Source organism: Janthinobacterium lividum (assembly GCF_034424625.1).
Taxonomy (GTDB): Bacteria; Pseudomonadota; Gammaproteobacteria; order Burkholderiales; family Burkholderiaceae_D; genus Janthinobacterium; species Janthinobacterium lividum.
The window spans coordinates 5,267,102-5,286,628 of record NZ_CP139976.1; the positions used below are offsets into that span (position 1 = coordinate 5,267,102).

Sequence of the window (19,527 nt, forward strand, 5' to 3'; positions counted from 1 at the left end):
CTTGCCAGCTCAACCGTGCGCGGGACGCCCCGCATGCTGGCGGTATTTCGCCACGATGGCTTGCGCCCTGGCGCTGGCCGCGGCTTGCTGCTCCGGCGTCAGCTCCGCCTGCAGCCAGTGCCAGTACTCATCCTGATACGGATTGGTGACGCCGGGCGCGAGGATATCGTCGTAGACCTGGCGCAGGGCCAGCAGGTAGCCATACGCTTGCGGCGCATCCTTCCGCACCACCTCGCCATCGCGCAAGTACGCCATCATCAGGGTAGCCACGCTGGTCAGTTCCGCCTCGTCCGCCTGCGCCGTCAGCTGGGCGATGGCTTGCCGCTTCCATGCCTGCACCAGTGGATCGTCGGGACGGTTGCGCAGCGCGCTGCGGTCGCCGAACGGACCTTCCGACAGGAACAGGGTGGCCGCGCCCGGCACGCCCGCCTTGGCGGCGGTGGCCAGGTAGCCGAGCCGGTCCTCGCGCTGGCGCTGTGTCAGGCCCGCGCACAGCTGCTGCTGGGCGGCTTTTTCTTCCACCGTCATCTCGCGGCCCAGCTCGAATTCCATGCCCGGCAAGCGCCCTTCGTGCTGGAAGACGATGCAGTCGTCGATCAGGCTGAACGCCGCATACGCGTCTTCCGCCCTGCCGCTGGCAGCCAGGCGCGCAAGCTGCCGCGCCAGGGTCACGGGAACGGGTGCGGCATCGGCGACGGGGGCGGCGTCGATATTCAGATACGACGCCAGGCTGCGCCCCGCCGGCGCGCTGGCGGCAGCCGCATCCGCTTGCGGCGCGCCGGCGTCGGGCGCGGGCCAGTACACGAGCGCCAGTACCGCCGCGATGGCAGCGGCGCTGGCGATGCCGGTCAGTTTGCTATTCATGATGAGGTGGCGCATAAAAGGAAATGCACGTTACCACAGGCCTGCGGCAGCGGGCCGCACGCCTCCGCACGCTCAGCCGCCGGCCTTTTTCGGCTGGTGGCCCAGCTTGACCAGCGCGGCAAGGATGGTGTCGACATGGTCGCCCTGCACCTCGATCACGCCATCCTTGACCGTGCCGCCCGAGCCGCACTGCGTGCGCAACTGCTTGCCCAGCAGGGCCAGCGCGATGGCGTCCAGCGGCAAACCCTTGATCACGGTGACGCTCTTGCCGCCACGGCCCTTGGTCTGGCGCGAGACGCGCACCACGCCATCGCCCGCGGGCGCCGCCTTGGCTTGCGCCTTGCATGCGCATTGCGCCAGCGGCTGGCGGCAGGCGGGACACATGCGGCCCGTTTCGGTGGAATAGACGAGACCGCCCAGGGAGCTGCTTTTCATGAGGGAACGATAAAAGAGGAAGAAAGCGCGATTGTACCAAGCGGCAGCCCGCAATTGACGAGCGTCAGTTGGCTGGCGCAGGCGCCACCGGCGCCGTCGGCACTTCCGTCACCGTTTCGGGGATGCCCGACAAAATCGTCACGGCGACCCGGCGGTTGCGCGCGCGCCCTTCCGCCGTTTCGTTCGGCGCCACGGGGATGTTGTCGGCGTGGCCGACGGCCGTCAGGCGCGACGCCTTGACGCCGCTGGCGATGAACAGGCGTACCACGGCGCTGGCGCGCGCGGCCGACAATTCCCAGTTCGAGGCAAAGTTGGAATTACTGATCGGCTGGACGTCCGTATGCCCTTCCACCTGCACGTCGTGCGTATCGTCCTTGAGCAGTACGGCGACGGCGCGCAGGGCCTGGTCCGATTCCACCGTCAGGCGCGCCGCGCCCGGGTCGAACAGCACGCTGGCATTGATTTCCACGCTCACGCCGCGGCTCGTCTGCGTGACCCGCACCTTGCCTTCCTTCACCAGCGGCGCCAGGGTGGAAGTCAGGTCCTGCGCCAGGCGCGTCATGTGTTCGCGCTCGCGGCGGATGGCTTCCGTGCGGCGTTTCAGGGCCGGGTTCGGCAGCGGAATGGCTTGCGGCGCTTCCATGAGGATGGGCGGCGCGCCCTTTTCCAGGCTGAAGGCCTGGCCGATGGCATTCTGGAAGACGCGGTATTTGCCTTCGTTGACTTGCGAAATCGCGTACATGACAACGAAGAACGCGAACAGCAGGGTGATGAAGTCGGCATACGAGATCAGCCAGCGGTCCTGGTTGTCCGGTTCCTCGTCATACTTCCTGCGCGCGCGCCGCATCATGGTCAGTGCTCGCTCAGTGCTCGTGAAGCAGGCTGGCGACGCGCTCTTCGATGATGCGCGTATGGTCGCCCGTGGCGATGTCGTACAGCACGGCGGCCGTGATTTCGTACTGCAGCACGCGGCGCGAAACGATGGCCTTGAGTTTATTCGCCACCGGCAGGAACAGCAGGTTGGCCAGGCCGACGCCATAGATGGTCGAGACAAACGCCACGGCGATGCCGCCGCCCAGCTTGCTCGGATCGGTGAGGTTTTCCATCACGTGGATCAGGCCCAGCACGGCGCCCAGGATACCGATGGTAGGCGAATACCCGGCCGCCGATTCCCACACCTTGACGGCCTGGCGTTCGGCCATTTCATAGGCGGAGATTTCCACGTCGAGCAGCTGGCGCAGCTTGTCGGGCGCGATGCCGTCGACGATCATCCTCAAGCCTTTGGCGTTGAAGCGGTCGGCCGTGTTTTCCATCAGGCGCTCGAGCGCCAGCGGGCCGTCGCGCCGCGCCGTCAGGCTCCACTGCCCGATGTCGCGCGCCAGCGCGGCACGCGTGTCGGCCGGTGGCAGGAAGACCCAGCGCAGCATTTCCAGGCCGCGCACGAAGGTGCGCAGCCGCGTTTGCAGCAGCACGGCGCCGAAGGTGCCGATGACAACGATGGCAAAGGCGGCCGGTTGCAGCAGGGAGGCCATCTTGCCGCCTTCCAGTGCCTGGCCGACCAAAAGGCCCGCCAGCGCCAGCGCCAGCCCGATTACGCTGGACCAGTCCACGCCTGCTCCCTCAAGGTTGCGCGCAGGCGCGCGACGGCCTGGGTATGCAGCTGCGAGACGCGCGATTCCGACACGCCCATCACCGCGCCGATCTCCTTCAGGTTCAGCTCTTCTTCGTAATACAGGCCCATGAGTATTTTCTCGCGTGGTGGCAGCGCGTCGATGGCATCGATCACGGATTGCCGGAAATCGGTATCGAGCAGGGAACGCAAGGGGTCGCTGTCCTCGTCCACGCAGTGGCGGTCGAGAAAGCTGTCATTGCCGTCCGGGTCATGAAAGTCTTCGTAGTACACGAGCTGGTGGCCGCCGCCGTCGCCCAGCATTTCCTGGTAGTCGGCCAGCGACATCTTGAGCAGCTTCGCCACTTCCGACTCCGTCGGCGGATGGCCGAGGCGCTGCTGCAAGGTGCTCATCGCCTCTTCGATCTTGCGCATGTTCTGGCGCATGCTGCGCGGCAACCAGTCGCTGGTGCGCAATTCGTCGAGCATGGCGCCGCGGATGCGCAGCACGGCATACGTCTCGAACTGCGCGCCATGTGTCTCTTCATAGCGGCTAATGGCATCGAGCAGGCCTATCATGCCGGCCTGGATCAGGTCATCGACCTCGACCGAAGGCGGCAATTTCGCCTTCATATGGTGCGCCAGACGCTTCACCAGCGGAATGTGCTCCGTCAGCAAATAGTCCTTGTTCGATTTCCCTTTGACCGTGTACATAGGCTGCTTATTGTTTTCTCATCTTATCTGGTGCTACGGTTCGATTCAGGCGCTGAACTGGTGCGGGCTCCCCGTCTGGTACAAGGTGCCGCCAAGCACCGGTGCCGCCGAACGGGCCAGCCGCTCGGCCAGTCCGCGAAACGCCACCGACGCGCCCGCCAGCGGAAACGCATCGACCACGCTGCGGCCCAGCCGCGCCGCGCGGTGCAGATACTCGTCGGCAGGCACCGAACCCATCGAGGTCAGCTTCACGGCCAGGTAGCGGCTCGCCGCCTGCGCCATATTATCGTATACCACTTTTGCCTCGGATTCGGAAGCGCCGGTGACGAGAATGCCGAACGGACGGCGTCCCAGTTCCTGGCTCAGGCGCTTGATCAGGCAGTACGCCGCCTTGATCGAGGTAGCGCTGGTCGAGACTTGCACGACGATATCGGACGACGCCATCAGCGGCACGGGGAAGCAATCGCCCTCGTCTGCCACGACGCCGTCGACCAGCACGATGCCGCTCTGGCGCGCCAGCACCTCGAACGTCTTGCCCAGGCGGCGCAGTTCGTCCTCGCCCGCATAGTCCATGCTGTCCATCAAATGGTTGCGCGCACCCAGGCTGGCCACGCCAAAGCCTTGCGGCACCTGGTGGATGACCTGGTTCAAACCGCACTGCTGGCGCGCCACGTCGCGCAGGCTGGCGCCGTGCGCCAGGCCCAGGCGCGCCGCCACGCCATCGCTGCCGCCGCTGGCGTCGAGCAGCAGCACGTCATTGCCGCCGTAGACGAGCGACGCGCCCAGATTGACCAGCATGGCGCCCTTGTCGTCCTGCGGCGTGGCCGAGAGGAACGTCATGACGCGCGGCTGCGGGCCGGCCAGCATGCGGCGCAAGCCTTCGGCCTGGTCGAAATCGAAATTAGCCAAGGTGCACCCCGCGCGCTTCATTATTGCGGGCGGCCGCCTGCGCCATCAGGAGCGGCAGTTCGGCATCGGAAAACTGCGTCGCCGCCGCATCGCGCTTGAGCTTGAAGGCGCGGTCGATCAGGTAGCCGCGGTCGGCCAGGTACAGGTCTTCCGGCACGCGCTGGCCATTCGACACATAAAACAGGTTCAGCTTCTGGCGGATCACCACGTCGAGCACGTTGCCGATCGAGGCCGCTTCATCGAGCTTGGTCATGATGCAGCCGGCCAGGCCGCTGCCCTGGTAGGCGCGCACCACTTCGTTGAGGGTTTCCTGGGTCGCCGTGGAATTCAGGCACAGCAGGCGTTTCACATCGGCGCCGGCGCCCGACAGCATGGCCACCTGCTCCGTGACCATCTGGTCGCGCTGGCTCACGCCGACCGTATCGATCAGCACCGTGTGCTTGTTCTTCAATTCCTTCAGGGCGATGCGCAAGTCCGCCTCGTCCTTCACGGAATGCACCATCACGCCGAGGATCTTGCCGTAGATGCGCAGCTGTTCGTGCGCGCCGATACGGTAGGCATCGGTGGTGATCAGGGCCAGCTTTTCCGGGCCGTGGCGCATCACGCAGCGGGCCGCCAGCTTGGCCGTGCTGGTGGTCTTGCCGACGCCGGTCGGGCCCACGAGGGCAAACACGCCGCCCTGCTCCAGCATGGCGTCTTCATTGGCCACCGTATTCAGGTTGCGGCTGAGGACGGTCTTGATCCAGCGCATGCTTTGCGCGCCATCGAGGCCGGCCGGCAGCTTGTCGATCAGGTAGCGCGCCAGGCTGGCCGAGAAGCCGGCGGCCAGCATTTCGCGCAGCACGACGGCTTTTTGCGGCTCGCGCTGCTGCGTCGACCCCCACGAGATTTCCGCCAGCTGGGTTTCCATCATGCCGCGCATGGCGCGGATTTCATTCATCATGCCGCTCATCTCGGCGGCGGCGTTCTCTTTGACGTGCGCCAGCGCGCTGGCCATCATCTGCTGCATGCGGGCCATGTCCACTGGCTCGGAGGCAGCCTGGCGCGGTGCGGCGGGACGTGGCGCAGCCGGGCGCTGGGCCGGGGCGGCCGGACGCTGCGGCGTGGCGAACTGGGTCTGCAACTGGGGACGGGGCTGGGCCATTTCGGAGGCGGCCGGCGGCGACGCCAGCGAAGCGGCATCGTCATTGGCCAGCGCGAGGATTTCCACCACGCCATCGGCCTGGCGGTTCGACAGGATCACGGCATCGGGGCCCAGCGCTTCACGCACCTTGCGCAGCGCATCGCGCGACGAGGCGCCCGTAAATTTCTTCACATTCATGACCGGCCTCCCACGGCGGGGGTGGCGCAATATTGGCTGAACTGTGTGACCATCATCGACTCCTGTTGCTTGAGTGCTGTCTTCCACATGGACACAGATCACCCGGACAGTTTCCATTATTAGCGATGCTTGCAGGAAACGATCGAAGGAACAGGACGGGAAAGTACCCGTTATTCAGTTTGCCGAGAGGAAATTGATGTTTATTTGACCAAAGGCAAGGGCCGGGGTCAGACCCGGCGGGTCAGACCCGGTACTAATGCTGTCAACTACTGCGCCCCCACCAGCGCCGTGACGCGGATGGTCTTGGTTTCCGGCACTTCCGCATGCGACAGCACTTTAAGCTGCGGCAAGGCGCGGCGCAGGAAGCGCGACAGCAAGGCGCGCAGCGGCGCCGGCACCAAGAGCACTGGCGTCAGGCCCAGCGCTTCCTGCTGCTGCGCAGCCAGGCCCGCCTGGTGCGCGATGGTGTCGGCCAGGCCCGGCTCGATGCCGGCGCCGTCGCCGCCATTGCCCATGGCTTGCATCAGCAGCCGCTCCAGGCGGCTGTCGAGGGTCATCACGGACAGTTCGGCCGAGCCGGGGAACAGTTGCTGCACGATGGCGCGGCCCAGGGCCACGCGCACCAGCGCCGTCAGGTCGTTCGGGTCTTGCGTGCTGACCGTATGCTCGGCCAGGGTTTCGATGATGGTGCGCATGTCGCGGATGTGCACGCCCTCGGCCAGCAGGTTCTGCAGCACCTTCTGCAAGGTCGACAGGGACAGCATCTTCGGCACCAGGTCTTCCACCAGGCGCGGCGACTCCTTGCCCAGGTGGTCGAGCAGCGATTGCACTTCCGCGCGGCCCAGCAGCTCGGAAGCGTGCGAAGTGATCAGGTGGTTCAGGTGCGTGGCCACCACGGTGCCTGCATCGACCACCGTGTAGCCCATCGATTGGGCCTGGTCGCGCAAGCTCGCGTCGATCCAGGTGGCGGGCAAGCCGAAAGCGGGGTCGTTCGTGGCCAGGCCCGGCAAGGTGCCGCTGGCCATGCCGGGATTAATCGCGAGGAACTGGCCGTTGAACGCTTCGCCCACGCCCACTTCCACGCCCTTGAGGGTGATGCGATAGGCGGACGGCTTGAGTTCCAGGTTATCGCGGATATGTACGGGCGGCGCCAGGAAACCCACTTCCTGGGCAAATTTCTTGCGGATGCCCTTGATGCGCTTGAGCAATTCGCCACCCTGCGTCTTGTCGACCAGGGGAATCAAACGGTAGCCCACTTCCAGGCCCAGGGTATCGACGGGCATGATGTCTTGCCAGCTGGCTTCTTCCTGCTCGGGCGCCACGGTCGCTTGCGGCACTTCGGCCGGTTTTTCGGCCGCCTCTTTTTCCTGCATGCGTTTCTTGCTGATCAGAAAGGCGGCACCGGCCAGCAGCGAGGCCAGCAACAGGAAGACCATGTTCGGCATGCCGGGAATGAGGCCCATGCCGCCGATGATGGCGGCGGTAATATACAGTACTTGCGGTTTCGCAAACAGCTGCCCCACCAGCTGGGTGCCGATGTCCTGTTCGCTGGCCACGCGCGAAACGACGATACCAGCCGCCGTGGAAATGATCAGCGAAGGAATCTGCGCCACCAGGCCGTCACCGATGGCCAGCAAGGTGTAGTTCTTGAGCGCGTCGGCAAAGCCCATGTCGTGCTGCAACAAGCCCACCAGCAAGCCGCCGACGATATTGATGACGGTAACCATGATGCCGGCGATGGCGTCGCCGCGCACGTATTTGCTGGCGCCATCCATGGCGCCATAGAATTCCGCTTCCTGCGCCACTTCCGTGCGGCGGCGGCGCGCTTCGTCTTCACCGACCAGGCCGGCATTCAGGTCGGCATCGATGGCCATCTGCTTGCCAGGCATGGCGTCCAGCGCGAAGCGGGCGCCCACCTCGGCGATACGGCCCGCGCCCTTGGTCACCACGGTAAAGTTGATGATCGTCAAAATGATGAACACGACGATACCGACCGTGTAGTTGCCGCCGATCAGGAAGTGACCGAACGCCTCAATCACTTTACCGGCCGCGTCGGCGCCCGTATGGCCCTCCGTCAGCACCACGCGCGTGGACGCCACGTTCAGCGACAGGCGCAGCATGGTCGACACGAGCAGGATGGTCGGGAAGGCCATGAAGTCGAGCGGCTTGACCGTGTACAGCGCCGTCAGCAGCACGATGATCGACAGCGCGATATTGAAACTGAAGAAGATGTCGAGGATAAAGGCAGGCAGCGGCAGCACCATCATCGCCAGCAGCATGATGATGATGACCGGCGCGGCGATGCCCTTGCTGGCGTTGCCGCCCATTCCACTGAGCCAGGCTGGCATTCTCAGGCCGTTCATGGTGTACTTCCTTTATTATTGTCTGCCGCGCCTGCTGCGGGCGGTGTCTGCGATGCGGGGTTCTGCGGGTCAAGCTCGGGCGGCACGTCGAGCTTCTTCGGCTTGTCGGGACGCTCGCCCTGACCCTTGCCATAGCTGCGCAGCTGGAACACGTAAGCCAGCACTTCGGCCACGGCGCCATACAGCGCCTCGGGGATCTCGTCGCCGATATCCGTGTGCTTGTACAGCGCGCGCGCCAGGGCCGGCGCTTCCAGGATGGCAACCTTGTGTTCGCCGGCCAGTTCGCGGATCTTCGCCGCCACCTCGTCGATGCCCTTGGCCACCACCTGCGGCGCGCCGCGCGAATTCTCGCCATACTTCAAGGCCACCGCGTAGTGGGTAGGATTGGTCACCACCACGTCGGCCGTCGGCACATCGGCCATCATGCGGCGGCGCGACATTTCATGCTGCATCTGGCGTATCTTCGCCTTGATCTGCGGATTGCCGTCCGACTCTTTCGACTCTTGCTTGACTTCCTGCAAGGACATTTTCATCTTGTTGGCGTAGTGCCACATCTGGTACGGACCGTCGATGGCGGCAATCAAGCCCAGCGCGCCGACGATCAGCAAAAAGGCCGTGATCAGCAAGCTGATCAGATGAGCCGATCCGGCGCGCAAGGATTCCACCGACAAGCCCAGCACGGCGTCCTTTTGATGCTGCATCACCATCCAGGCGACGACGCCGACAACGAGGGTCTTGGCGATGGCCTTGAGCAATTCCACCAGCGCATTCTTCGAAAACATGTTGCCCAGGCCGCGAATCGGGTTGAGCTTGCCAAAATTGGGGGTGAACGCCTTGGAACTGAACAGCCAGCCGCCCACCAGCACGGGCGAGGCCAGGGCGACGAGCATGATGGCCAGCGCGTACGGCAGGCAAGTCAGCAAGACGGAGCCCACGTCGTAGCCGATGCGCAACATCATCGCATCGGGATTGAGTATCTGCTCCCGGTCCAGGGTCAGCCCGGAAACCATGACAGCCGTCAGCCGCCGCACGATGGCGTCGCCGGCAAACCACAGGCAGCAGCCGGACGCCATCAGCACAGTGAACGTTGCCACTTCACGCGATCGCGGAACGTCGCCTTCCTCACGCGCCTGCTCGAGGCGCTTCGGTGACGCGGCTTCGGTCTTTTCTGCGTCGCTGTCTTCCGACATCAATCAACTCCGGTGAAGTCCTGCGGCCTGGCTAGGCGCAATACGGACTGGGCATGTGGCATTATCGGTTCAATTACCGCAACGCCATCAAGGGAAAAGGAGGGCGAATCCCCTGCTTTTCCTTTGCCTAAATGAAACAGCCGCAGGCGCCCACTTCAAAGGAGACCGAAAAATGGTCAGGGCAAGGCGCAGCCCCGAAGACAGTACGAACAGTACGGCGAGGGGTTGCAACGCAGTCATGGCCATTTTCTCGGGGTTCCTAACGGCTTTTTCTCGCCTCGGCCTGTTTCACGGTCTGCTCGATGGCGCCAAACAAGGACTTGCCGTCGTCCCCCAGCATCTCCAATCGAACAACATCACCAAACAACAGAAATGGCGTGCTGGCGACGCCATCGGCGATCATCTCCTGGTTACGTCGTTCAACGATGCTGGAAAACCCCTTCTTGACTTCCTTGTTGGCGACCCCGCCCGCGCTGACCACGCTGCCGGCGCGCGCGTTGCGCGTCTGGCACAGATGGGCGAGCAATTGCGGGTAATTGAACGCCATGTCGGCGCCCGCGTGGGGCTGGCCCGTCAACTTGCCGTTCAGGCTGCAGCGCAGGGCGTGATGCACCTTGCCGCCGCGCCAGGCATCGCCCAGCTCGTCAGGCGTGATGGCGACAGGGGAGCAGGCCATGGCCGGTTTCGCTTGCAGGAAACCATAACCACTCGCCTGCTCGTCCGGCACTAGGTTGCGCAGGGTGATGTCGTTGACCAGCATCAATAGCTTGATGTTCAGGTGCGCCTGGTCGGGCGTGGAGCCCATGGCCACATCGTCCGTGATGGCGGCGATGCCTGCCTCGTAATCGATGCCCCATTGCTCGTGCGCCAGGATGATCTCGTCGTGGGCACCGAGAAAATCGTCGCTGGCGCCCTGGTACATGCGCGGTGCGTCGCGCAAGTTGGCCGGTACCTCGCGGCCTGCGGCCTTGCAGGCCCGCTCGATCTGCGGCAGGTAGGAGGCGCCGGCAACGCGCAGGCTGCTGCGCGGCAAGGGCGCCATGCAGTTGGCGGGGTCGAACTCGAAGGCGCGATGGCCGCGGCCGCTATTGATGGTCTGGTACAGCAAATCGAGCTGGGGCGCGATGAAACTCCAGTCGTCGAGCGCCTTTTGCAGGCTCGAGGCAATGCCATCGGCCAGATGGGCCGTTTTCAGGTCGCGCGAGACGACAGCCAGCTGGCCGTCGCGCGTGCCATCCTTCAGGGTAGCTAATTTCATGGGCGGGAAACTTCGTCAAATGCAGGCAATGGAGGCTAAAGACGCCAAAAAGCCGGGGCATCCCCGGCTTTGGCGATCAGGAAGGGACTAGGCCAGGAGCGCGATCTGCTCGGGCGTGAGGTAGCACCACTCGCCTTCGGCGATGCCCAGCGATTCCAGGGTCAGGCTGCCGATGGCGGAACGGTGCAGCGCGCTGCAATGGTTGCCGGCGGCGGCCAGCATGCGCTTGACCTGGTGGTATTTGCCTTGCTCGAGCACGATTTCCAGCTGGTGCTCGCCCCGCTTGACGCAGACGAGGGCCGCCAGCGGGGCCGGTTCGTCGTGCAATTGCACGCCAGCCAATAGCAGGGCCACCAGTTCATCCGTTACGGGTTCTTGCGTGGTGGCCTGGTAAATCTTGGGAACGTGGCGCTTCGGCGACGATTGTGCATGGATAAACGGGCCATCGTCGGACATCAGCAGCATGCCGGTCGTATCGTGGTCGAGCCGGCCGACGGGCTGGACTTCGCGCCAGGTGAATTGTTCCGGCAGCAAGGTCAGCACGCCAGGGTGATGGCTGGGCTTGCGCGAGCATTCGAAGTTGGCAGGCTTGTTCAGCGCCAGGTACAGGTGCTGGCGGACCACCCACTCTTCTTCGAACACGTGCAGCACCAGGCCTTCGGTCTCGACGGTGGTGCGGTAATTGGTCTGGGTGACGCCATCGATGACGACATCGCCATCCTCGATGAGGGAACGACAATATTTACGGGTGCCAAAACCCTGCGATTGCAGGATGCGGTCTAGGGATAATTTACTCATGGGCGTGACTTTACCAGAAGCGGCTGGCAGCGTGAAGCGGCGGCACCTGGCGCCCGCGCGGCGGTCCAGGCAGCATGAAACCATGGCACACGCAGAAATACCAAAAAGAACAAGGTGAGATTTGGCGAGAAATGGTTGATTCCTTTGAGAAATATCAAGCGCTCGGAATATCGCATTGATAGACTGAAACTTCGGTAGGAATCCGCCTAACGAGCTTTAGGAATAATAACCAGGCAACGACCCACAAGGACATTGTATGAAGCATACCGATACCATCGCCTTACAAGGCAGCATCGCCGACATGCGCCAGCGCATCGCTGCGGAACAGGCGGCCATGCACAAAGTCAGACTCGGCGTGGCACGCTGGAGCAGCACCCCTGCGCCGCAGGATGCGGACGCGCCGCCATCGCCAGCCAGCCAGACGCACTGGCATGCCGAGGCGCAATGCCATTTCATGTGCTGGCTGGAACTGGGTGGTTTTGCGCACGCGGATGCGGACGCGGACGCGGAAACCGACAGCGTGACCGCGCCTGCCATGGCGGACATACCGTCCGACACCAACGCCAGCGTCGGCGCTGCGGCAGCCAGGCAGCCGCTGCCCGCGCACTGCAACGGCTGCGCCGTCTGAGCGCGGCCCGTCCGACCAGCCATGCCCTGCCTTCGCATGCCTGCCTTGCCAGCGCACCCAGCCCCATCCGCCGACACCGGCCCATCCAGCACACACAAAAGGAAACGGCGGCATTGCGCCGCCGTTCCCAAGCCCCATCGGGACTTTAGTGAGGAATGTAAATTCACTCAAAACCACATCTGCGATGCGGCGAGTAGTTCCAAGACCTGCCAATCAAGTTAGTACTGACAACATAGTTGATATATCGCCCCTCCTTGAAAAGAACTACGCTTTCACTATAGCCCAAGCAGCCCCGTTTTCAAGCCAATTTACCACCTTATTGAAAATCATTCTCGATTGGCTTGCCTGCCAGCCAAGAGTGATGTCTTCAACGCAACGCCGGTTGTGACTGCTGCACGGCCGCCTTCATGGCGCCCGCACCCATGGCGGCGCCAAACTTTTTGAGCACCCGTTCCGGCAAGCCTTCATGCTGCGTGTAGTCGACGATGTCTTCCGCCTTGACGATATCGCGCGCCACGCTGTCGACCGTGCCGAAATCGTCGGCCAGGCCCATTTCCACGGCTTTCGCGCCCGTCCAGTACAGGCCGGAGAAGGTATCGGCCGTTTCCTTCAGGCGCTTGCCCCGTCCCGTGCGCACGACGTCGATGAATTGCTGGTGGATTTCATTGAGCATGCTCTGCGCATACGCCTTGTGTTTTTCCGTCAGTGGGCTGAACGGGTCCATGAAGCCCTTGTTCTCGCCCGCCGTCAGCAAGCGGCGCTCGACGCCGACCTTTTCCATCACGCCCGTGAAGCCGAAGCCATCCATCAGCACGCCGATGGAACCGACCACGCTGGCCTTGTTGACGTAGATGCGGTCGGCGGCGGCGGCGATGTAATAGCCGCCCGAGGCGCACATTTCATCGACCACCACATATAAAGGCTTGTCCGGATAGCCCTTGCGCAGGCGTTGCATCTCTTCGACGATCATGCCGGCCTGCACGGGACTTCCGCCCGGACTATTAATATGCAGCACCACGGCCACCGAACCGGCATCGGAAAACGCCTTGTCCAGCGCGGGGATGACGACGGCGGCCGAGCCGCTGCCTTCGGACTCGATGGCGCCGCTGATGTCGATCAGGGCCGTGTGGCGGCCCAGGGTTTCGCTGTCGTCGGCCGTGTTGTAGTCATAAAACACCCACAGGGCGAACAGCACGATCAGCAGGCTGAAGACCTTGAAAAAGATGCTCCAGCGGCGGTGTGCGCGTTGCTCTTGCAAAGTGGCAAATACCAGCTTTTCCAGCACGTCGCGCTCCCAGTGTCCCGCAGGGGCGCCGTGGCCGGCGGCTGGCGCGCTGCTGGCCAGCTTGTCATTCGTGTTATCGCTCATGGTTCACTTTGCTTAAATTACAGAAAGCCCGTCCCGGCCTCAGGCCGGCAGTGGCTGGACATATTCGTCGGGTTGCCAGTACAGCTGGCCATCGCGCTCGGCCACGGCGATCGGACGCAGGCGTCCGCCCTTGCAGGGGCCGCCCGCGCAGTAGCCGCTTTCCGGCACATAGATGGCGCCATGCGTCGAACACATCAGGTACAAGCCGCTGGACTCGAAAAACTCGCCTTCAGCCCAGTCCAGCTCGATCGGCACGTGGGCGCAGCGGTTCAGGTAGCCATACGCCTTGCCGCCATGACGCACGACAAAACCGGTGGTCGCTTCGCCACCGGCCGAGACGGGAAAGCGCACGCCCTTGCCGCCATCGGCCACGGCGTCGGCGGCGCAAATGAATACATCGACAACATCGTTCATCATGCGTGCTCGCTCAGCCATTGATGCAGGTCGGCCACCGTGGCGGCCGAATACAGGGGATGGCAAGCTTGCAACTGCTCGACAGGATGCGCTCCATACTCTACGGCAATACTGGCCGCGCCTGCATTGCTTGCCATCAACAAATCATGACTGGTGTCGCCGATCATCACGGTGCGGCGCATATCCTGCCCCAGTTCGCGCGTCAGCTCCTGCAGCATGGCCGGATGGGGCTTGGAAAAGGTTTCGTCAGCACAACGCGTCGCATCGAACAGGGACAGCAGCTTGACGGCATTCAGGGAGCGGTTCAGGCCGACGCGGCTCTTGCCCGTGGCCACCGCCAGGAAATACGCCTGCTGCGACAAATCCTGCAGCATCTCGTAGACGCCGGGAAACAAGGCCAGCTCATGGTCGCGCGACAAGTAGTGATAGCGGTAGCGCTCGGCCATGCGCGCATGGAATTTCGGCTCCACGTCGGGCATCACCAGCTGCATGGCTTCCTGCAAGCCCAGGCCAATCACGTGCGAAGCGAGCAACTCGGTGGGAATTGGCAAGCCCAGGTCTTTGGCCGACGCCTGGATGCACTTGACGATGGTCGAGGTACTGTCTATCAGGGTACCGTCCCAATCGAAGACGATCAGATCAAATTGCTTTCTTGCCATGTTTCCCGACGGCATAGCCGTCGGCTCCTTGAGAATGAATAATGGCCTGACTATCTTGTGGATAGTCCCGGCCACACTTAACGTGGGGCAACGGCCAATGGTTTGCCCAAGCTTACCAAGAAACGTTCGCATTCGGCAGCCAGCGGCGCGTTCAGGGTCATCGTCTTGCCCGTTTCCGGATGCGTAAACGTGATCTGGTGCGCGTGCAGGAACATGCGTTTCAGGGCGCCGCGCGTGCTGTCGGCTTTCAACAGCGCACGGTTGAGGGCAAAGTCGCCATATTTATCGTCGCCGGCGATGGGAAAACCGGACGAAGACAGGTGCACGCGGATCTGGTGCGTGCGTCCCGTCTTCAATTCCGCTTCCAGCAAGGCGAAGTTGTGATATTTATGCAACAGTGAAAACACCGTGTGCGACGCCAGGCCATCGGCCTGCACGGCCACCCGTCGCTCGCCTTCGGCCGTCGTATATTTATGCAGCGGCAACTTGATATGCTGGCGCGCATTCTTCCAGTCGCCGGCCACCAGCACCAGGTAGCGCTTGTCGGTGACGCCATCGCGCATCTGCTCGTGCAAGTTCGTCAACGCCGAGCGTTTCTTTGCCAGCAACAGCAGTCCGGACGTGTCGCGGTCCAGGCGGTGCACCAGTTCCAGGAACTTGGCGTCGGGGCGCGAAGCGCGCAATTGCTCGATCACGCCGAACGACACGCCCGAGCCGCCATGCACGGCCACGCCGGCCGGCTTGTCGATGACGAGCAGCTGCGCATCTTCAAAGATGATCTTGAATTCGGCGGCCGGCGCGCCCGTGGGCGCCTTTTCGGCCACGCGCACGGGGGGAATGCGCACCACGTCGCCGGCGGCGAGACGGTACAGCTGATCGATACGGCCTTTATTAACCCGCACTTCTCCCGATCGCAAGATCCGGTAGATGTGGCTTTTAGGCACTCCCTTGCACACTCTTAATAAGTAGTTGTCGATGCGCTGGCCTGCTTCTTCCTCGGCGATCGTTACGAATTGGGCTTGCGGCTGAACCGGGGGTGTTGAAGGGGGAACAACATCATTTTGACTCTTCATTTACTATGTCTTCCCAGAAATCTCTCTAAGTCCTTCATTTTGAATATATAATTGTTTTTGCTGCGGCCCTGGCTGCTGCGAGTGTAAGAATAAAAGCACATTTTACACAGGGGCGTCTCCACCGGCCTCGCCAAATTGCAAATTCGGTGGAAAAAAATGTATATGCACCATCCCTGCGCGAATCAAGGTTGCACCGTAGTTGTAATCGGATAACGCGTGGAGATGCTGAAGTGAGTGTATTGGATTATAAGGATAAGTACCCGTTAGCGCGACTTATCGAGTCGGGCTCGCGGGTTGATGAAGTTGATAACGCTTGCCGTTTTCGCCAAACCCCGTATGCGGCCACAATACTGAGGGTTGTCGATGAATAGGCTGAGGCCAAGCCTCGCCATCGCGATCCCTGTAATGAGCCGGCTTACGATTTGGCTCTGAATTTGCTGACCACTTGCATTCTCTGCCCCCGACATCCGGGCTGCTTCAGATGAGTTGCAAGTGTCCTGTGCACTCGGCATGACGATCGACCTCACCGCGCCTGTTGCGGCCGTAACGTATACCTCGTACGCGTTGTTGCTCCGCACGCCTAGGCATTTCCCCCGCCAGCACTCCCGTTCTCGCATATATCCCTGTACTTCGCCGCTTCCCCGGAAGCGGCTTTGAGATGGCCTACGGGTCGCGGAGTTATAAAAATGAAACGCATGTTGTTTAATGCCACGCAGCAAGAAGAACTGCGCGTAGCGATTGTCGACGGACAAAAACTGATCGACATCGATATCGAGACAGCCGGGCGCGAACAGCGCAAATCCAACATCTACAAGGGCGTGATCACGCGCATCGAGCCATCGCTCGAAGCGTGCTTCGTCAGCTATGGCGAAGACCGCCACGGCTTCCTGCCTTTCAAGGAAGTTGCCCGCACGTACTTCCGTGAAGGCGTGGACGTGCGTAACGCTTCCGTCAAGGAAGCGCTGCGCGAAGGCCAGGAAATCATGGTCCAGGTGGAAAAGGAAGAGCGCGGCAACAAGGGCGCCGCCCTGACCTCGTTCGTCTCGCTGGCCGGCCGTTACCTGGTCCTGATGCCGAACAACCCGCGTGGCGGTGGCGTATCGCGCCGCGTGGAAGGTGAAGAGCGCCAGGAATTGCGCGAAACCATGGATAAACTGGACTTGCCTGCTGGCATGTCCGTCATTGCCCGCACGGCAGGCATCGGCCGCAACGTCGATGAGCTGCAGTGGGACTTGAATTACCTGATGCAACTGTGGCGCGCCATCGAAGGCGCCGGCAAGTCGGCCAACGGCGCCTTCCTGATCTACCAGGAATCGTCGCTCGTCATCCGCGCCATCCGCGACTACTTCCAGCCCGACATCGGCGAGATCCTGATCGACACCGACGAGATCTACGACCAGGCGCACCAGTTCATGAGCCACGTGATGCCCGACATGGTGCACCGCGTAAAACGCTACAGCGACGACGTGCCGCTGTTCTCGCGCTTCCAGATCGAACACCAGATCGAAACGGCCTACAGCCGCACCGTGCCGTTGCCATCGGGCGGCGCCATCGTGATCGACCACACGGAAGCGCTGGTGTCCGTCGACGTCAACTCGGCCCGCGCCACGCGCGGCTCGGACATCGAGACGACCGCCTTCAACACCAACTGCGAAGCGGCCGAAGAAGTGGCCCGCCAGCTGCGTCTGCGCGACTTGGGCGGCCTGATCGTCATCGACTTCATCGACATGGAAGTGGCGAAGAATCAGCGCGAAGTGGAACAGCGTCTGAAAGATGCGCTGCACCATGACCGTGCCCGTGTACAAATGGGCAAGATTTCCCGCTTCGGCCTGATGGAACTGTCGCGCCAGCGCCTGCGCCCTTCGCTGTCCGAAGGCTCGCACGTGACGTGCCCGCGCTGCTCCGGCACCGGCCACATCCGCGATACGGAGTCGTCCGCCCTGCAGGTGCTGCGCATCATCCAGGAAGAGGCGATGAAGGAAAACTCGGCCACCATCCACGTGCAGGTGCCCGTGGACGTGGGCGCCTTCCTGCTGAACGAAAAGCGCGGCGAAGTACTGAAAATCGAGAACCGCCACCGCATCGCCGTGATCCTGATTCCGAACAAGCATCTGGAAACGCCGCACTACAAGCTCGAGCGCATCAAGCACGACGATCCGCGTCTGGAAGACAGCCAGGCCAGCTACAACCTGGCTGAAAGCGCTGAAACCGACATGGCTTACAGCAAGCGCCAGAAGGAAGAAGCCAAGCCGCGCCAGGAAGCCGTCGTCAAGACGATCACCCCTGACCAGCCGGCACCGCTGGTCGAGCGCAAGCCCGTCGAAGCGAAACCGGCTCCCGTGGCCGCGCCTGCCGCACCACAGGGCTTGATCGCCAAGATCATCAGCTTCTTCACCGGCGCCCCGGCACCGGTGGCACCGGCACCCGCCCCTGTCGCACCAGCCAAGCCGGCCGGCGCCGACCGCGGCGACCGCAACAGCCGTGGCCCGCGTGGCCGTGGCCGCAACGGCAAGCCTGGCCGCGAAGAACGCGAACCGGGCCAGGGCCGTCCAGCCCAGGACGATGCAGCAGCGGAAGCACTGGAAAAAGCGGCACGTCCGCCACGCCCACCGCGTCCGCCACGCGAACCGCGTGAAGCCCGCGAAGGCGGCGATGCAACGGCAGCGCCACGCGAACGGGGCGAACGTCCTGAGCGCGCCGAGCGTCCGGAACGCGCAGAACGTCCAGAGCGCGCCGAACGTCCGCCACGCCAGCCACGCGAAGGCCGCGAACCACGCGCCGACAAGGCTGTTGTTGCTGAAGTGAAAGCTGAAGAGCTGGCACTGGTTGGCGCCACCGCCAGCGCAGTGAATGTCATCGTGCCGTCCAACGGCCCGGAATCCGACGCCGCACCGGCGAACCTGCTGAAAGCGCCGGCCAATGCCGGTCCTGAAGGCGAAGAGACGGAAAACGACGTGGAAGGCGAAGAACCGCGCCGCCGCCGCCGCCGTGGTGGCCGCAACCGCAACCGCCGCGACCGCGAAACGGGCGAGCTGATCGAATCGGCAAACGGTGAAAACGAAGGCCAGGACGCACCGGTAATCAGCTTCACGGTTGCTCCGGCGCCGGAAGCTGCCGCCGATGCCGCTCCAGTAGCCGTCGTGGCTGCCGCCGCTGTCGTCGCCGTCGCTGCGCCAGTGGAAGCTGCTGCCGAAACCGCCCCTGCCGTCGTGGCTGAAGTGGTCGAAGTGGTCGAAATCGCCAAGGTCGCGGACATCGCCAAGGTCGAAGAAGCCGCACCAGCCGCTGAAGTGATCGTAGCGCCAGCCCCTGTGGAAGCGGCTGCAGCGCAAGCTGAACCAGCCGCTGCCGAACCAGTGCCAGCTGCCGAGTACAGCTTTGCCGAGAAAACGGAAGCTGCACCGGCGCAAGCGCCTGCTCCAGCGGAAGTCATCGTCGAAGCGGCGCCAGTCGTGGAAACGGTTGCTGTCGTGGAAACCGTCGCCGTAGCTGAAGAAGCGCCAGTCGCCGAAGCGGCACCGGCCGTGGTGGAAGCGGCCCCGGTGGTTGCCGAAGTGGCTCCCGCCCCTGTTCCTGCACCTGCTCCGGCGCCACCCCCTGTGGCGGCTCCTGCTCCGGCTCCTGCTCCTGCTCCGGCTCCTGCTGCGCCAGTCGCCGCGCCGCTGGACTTGAGCGCAGTGCTCGGTTCGGCCGGCCTGACCCTGGCTGCCACCGATCCGGAAAAACTGCGCCTGGCGCAGGAAGCGGCTGCCAAGGCAGTTGCTCCCGTGCGCAAGCCGCGCGAACGCAAGCCATTGCCGCCGCAATCGGATGAGCCGTTGATCCAGGTCAACACGCAACGTCCATAAGCGCGCCGGGTTCGCCCAGCCGCCAATGATGAAAGGGGAAGCTCAGGCTTCCCCTTTTTTACGTCCACTTCTTTG

General features: G+C 63.2%; 17 protein-coding genes. 2 read left to right on the forward strand and 15 right to left on the reverse strand.

The genetic code is table 11. The annotated features are described in order from the left end of the window. Positions 1-9: 9 nt before the first annotated feature. The 11 genes from U0004_RS23780 to U0004_RS23830 form a co-directional block, all read right to left on the reverse strand. On the reverse strand, positions 10-864 hold the full coding sequence (locus tag U0004_RS23780; protein WP_139144047.1) for a hypothetical protein: 855 nt from the start codon (positions 862-864) through the stop codon (positions 10-12). A gap of 72 nt (positions 865-936) precedes the next feature. Beyond that, positions 937-1,299: a translation initiation factor Sui1 gene (locus U0004_RS23785; protein ID WP_070253722.1), complete on the reverse strand. Its 363-nt coding sequence runs from the start codon at positions 1,297-1,299 to the stop codon at positions 937-939. A gap of 64 nt (positions 1,300-1,363) precedes the next feature. Continuing rightward, the gene (gene motD / locus U0004_RS23790; protein WP_070253737.1) at positions 1,364-2,146 is read right to left on the reverse strand and encodes a flagellar motor protein MotD; all 783 of its coding nucleotides are present in this window, start codon (positions 2,144-2,146) and stop codon (positions 1,364-1,366) included. A 16-nt stretch (positions 2,147-2,162) separates the two neighbouring features. Continuing rightward, positions 2,163-2,909, reverse strand: coding sequence for a flagellar motor protein (locus tag U0004_RS23795; RefSeq protein ID WP_070253721.1), 747 nt, complete (start codon positions 2,907-2,909; stop codon positions 2,163-2,165). Then, entirely contained in the window at positions 2,891-3,622 is a 732-nt protein-coding gene (locus U0004_RS23800; RefSeq protein ID WP_010400804.1) for an RNA polymerase sigma factor FliA, read from the reverse strand. The genes U0004_RS23795 and U0004_RS23800 overlap by 19 nt, the downstream gene beginning before the upstream one ends. A 45-nt stretch (positions 3,623-3,667) precedes the next feature. Further along, entirely contained in the window at positions 3,668-4,531 is an 864-nt protein-coding gene (locus tag U0004_RS23805; RefSeq protein ID WP_034785294.1) for a MinD/ParA family ATP-binding protein, read from the reverse strand. Next, the gene (gene flhF, locus U0004_RS23810) at positions 4,524-5,852 is read right to left on the reverse strand and encodes a flagellar biosynthesis protein FlhF (protein WP_034785293.1); all 1,329 of its coding nucleotides are present in this window, start codon (positions 5,850-5,852) and stop codon (positions 4,524-4,526) included. The genes U0004_RS23805 and flhF overlap by 8 nt, the downstream gene beginning before the upstream one ends. Positions 5,853-6,118: 266 nt before the next feature. After that, positions 6,119-8,215 carry a flagellar biosynthesis protein FlhA gene (flhA, locus tag U0004_RS23815; protein ID WP_070253719.1) on the reverse strand — a complete coding sequence of 699 codons (2,097 nt, stop codon included), beginning with the start codon at positions 8,213-8,215 and terminating at the stop codon, positions 6,119-6,121. Further along, positions 8,212-9,405 carry a flagellar biosynthesis protein FlhB gene (flhB, locus tag U0004_RS23820; RefSeq protein ID WP_070253718.1) on the reverse strand — a complete coding sequence of 398 codons (1,194 nt, stop codon included), beginning with the start codon at positions 9,403-9,405 and terminating at the stop codon, positions 8,212-8,214. Before flhB ends, flhA begins: the two co-directional genes overlap by 4 nt. Before the next feature lie 259 nt (positions 9,406-9,664). Then, positions 9,665-10,663 (reverse strand): fumarylacetoacetate hydrolase family protein, encoded by a 999-nt coding sequence (locus U0004_RS23825; protein WP_070253717.1) that lies wholly within the window; start codon positions 10,661-10,663, stop codon positions 9,665-9,667. An 87-nt stretch (positions 10,664-10,750) separates the two neighbouring features. Beyond that, the gene (locus U0004_RS23830; RefSeq protein WP_034785285.1) at positions 10,751-11,461 is read right to left on the reverse strand and encodes a pseudouridine synthase; all 711 of its coding nucleotides are present in this window, start codon (positions 11,459-11,461) and stop codon (positions 10,751-10,753) included. A 256-nt stretch (positions 11,462-11,717) separates the two neighbouring features. Between U0004_RS23830 and U0004_RS23835 the strand changes: the two genes are divergently transcribed. After that, the gene (locus U0004_RS23835; RefSeq protein WP_070253716.1) at positions 11,718-12,089 is read left to right on the forward strand and encodes a hypothetical protein; all 372 of its coding nucleotides are present in this window, start codon (positions 11,718-11,720) and stop codon (positions 12,087-12,089) included. A 367-nt stretch (positions 12,090-12,456) separates the two neighbouring features. Here the strand turns inward: U0004_RS23835 and U0004_RS23840 are convergent, their stop codons facing one another. The 4 genes from U0004_RS23840 to U0004_RS23855 all read right to left on the reverse strand — a co-directional run bounded on the left by U0004_RS23840 (position 12,457) and on the right by U0004_RS23855 (position 15,604). After that, positions 12,457-13,458, reverse strand: a complete 1,002-nt coding sequence (locus U0004_RS23840) for a S49 family peptidase (protein ID WP_070253715.1) — start codon at positions 13,456-13,458, stop codon at positions 12,457-12,459. Positions 13,459-13,497: 39 nt separating this feature from the next. After that, a complete protein-coding gene (locus tag U0004_RS23845) occupies positions 13,498-13,875 on the reverse strand; it encodes a Rieske (2Fe-2S) protein (RefSeq protein WP_115057572.1) in 378 nt (125 codons plus the stop codon). Beyond that, entirely contained in the window at positions 13,872-14,531 is a 660-nt protein-coding gene (locus U0004_RS23850) for an HAD-IA family hydrolase (protein ID WP_070253714.1), read from the reverse strand. Before U0004_RS23850 ends, U0004_RS23845 begins: the two co-directional genes overlap by 4 nt. A 77-nt stretch (positions 14,532-14,608) precedes the next feature. Further along, positions 14,609-15,604, reverse strand: coding sequence for an RluA family pseudouridine synthase (locus U0004_RS23855; protein ID WP_070253713.1), 996 nt, complete (start codon positions 15,602-15,604; stop codon positions 14,609-14,611). 686 nt (positions 15,605-16,290) lie between these two features. On the opposite strand from U0004_RS23855, the gene U0004_RS23860 reads away from it, so the two are divergent. After that, the gene (locus tag U0004_RS23860; RefSeq protein WP_070253712.1) at positions 16,291-19,452 is read left to right on the forward strand and encodes an Rne/Rng family ribonuclease; all 3,162 of its coding nucleotides are present in this window, start codon (positions 16,291-16,293) and stop codon (positions 19,450-19,452) included. The last annotated feature ends 75 nt before the right edge of the window (positions 19,453-19,527 follow it).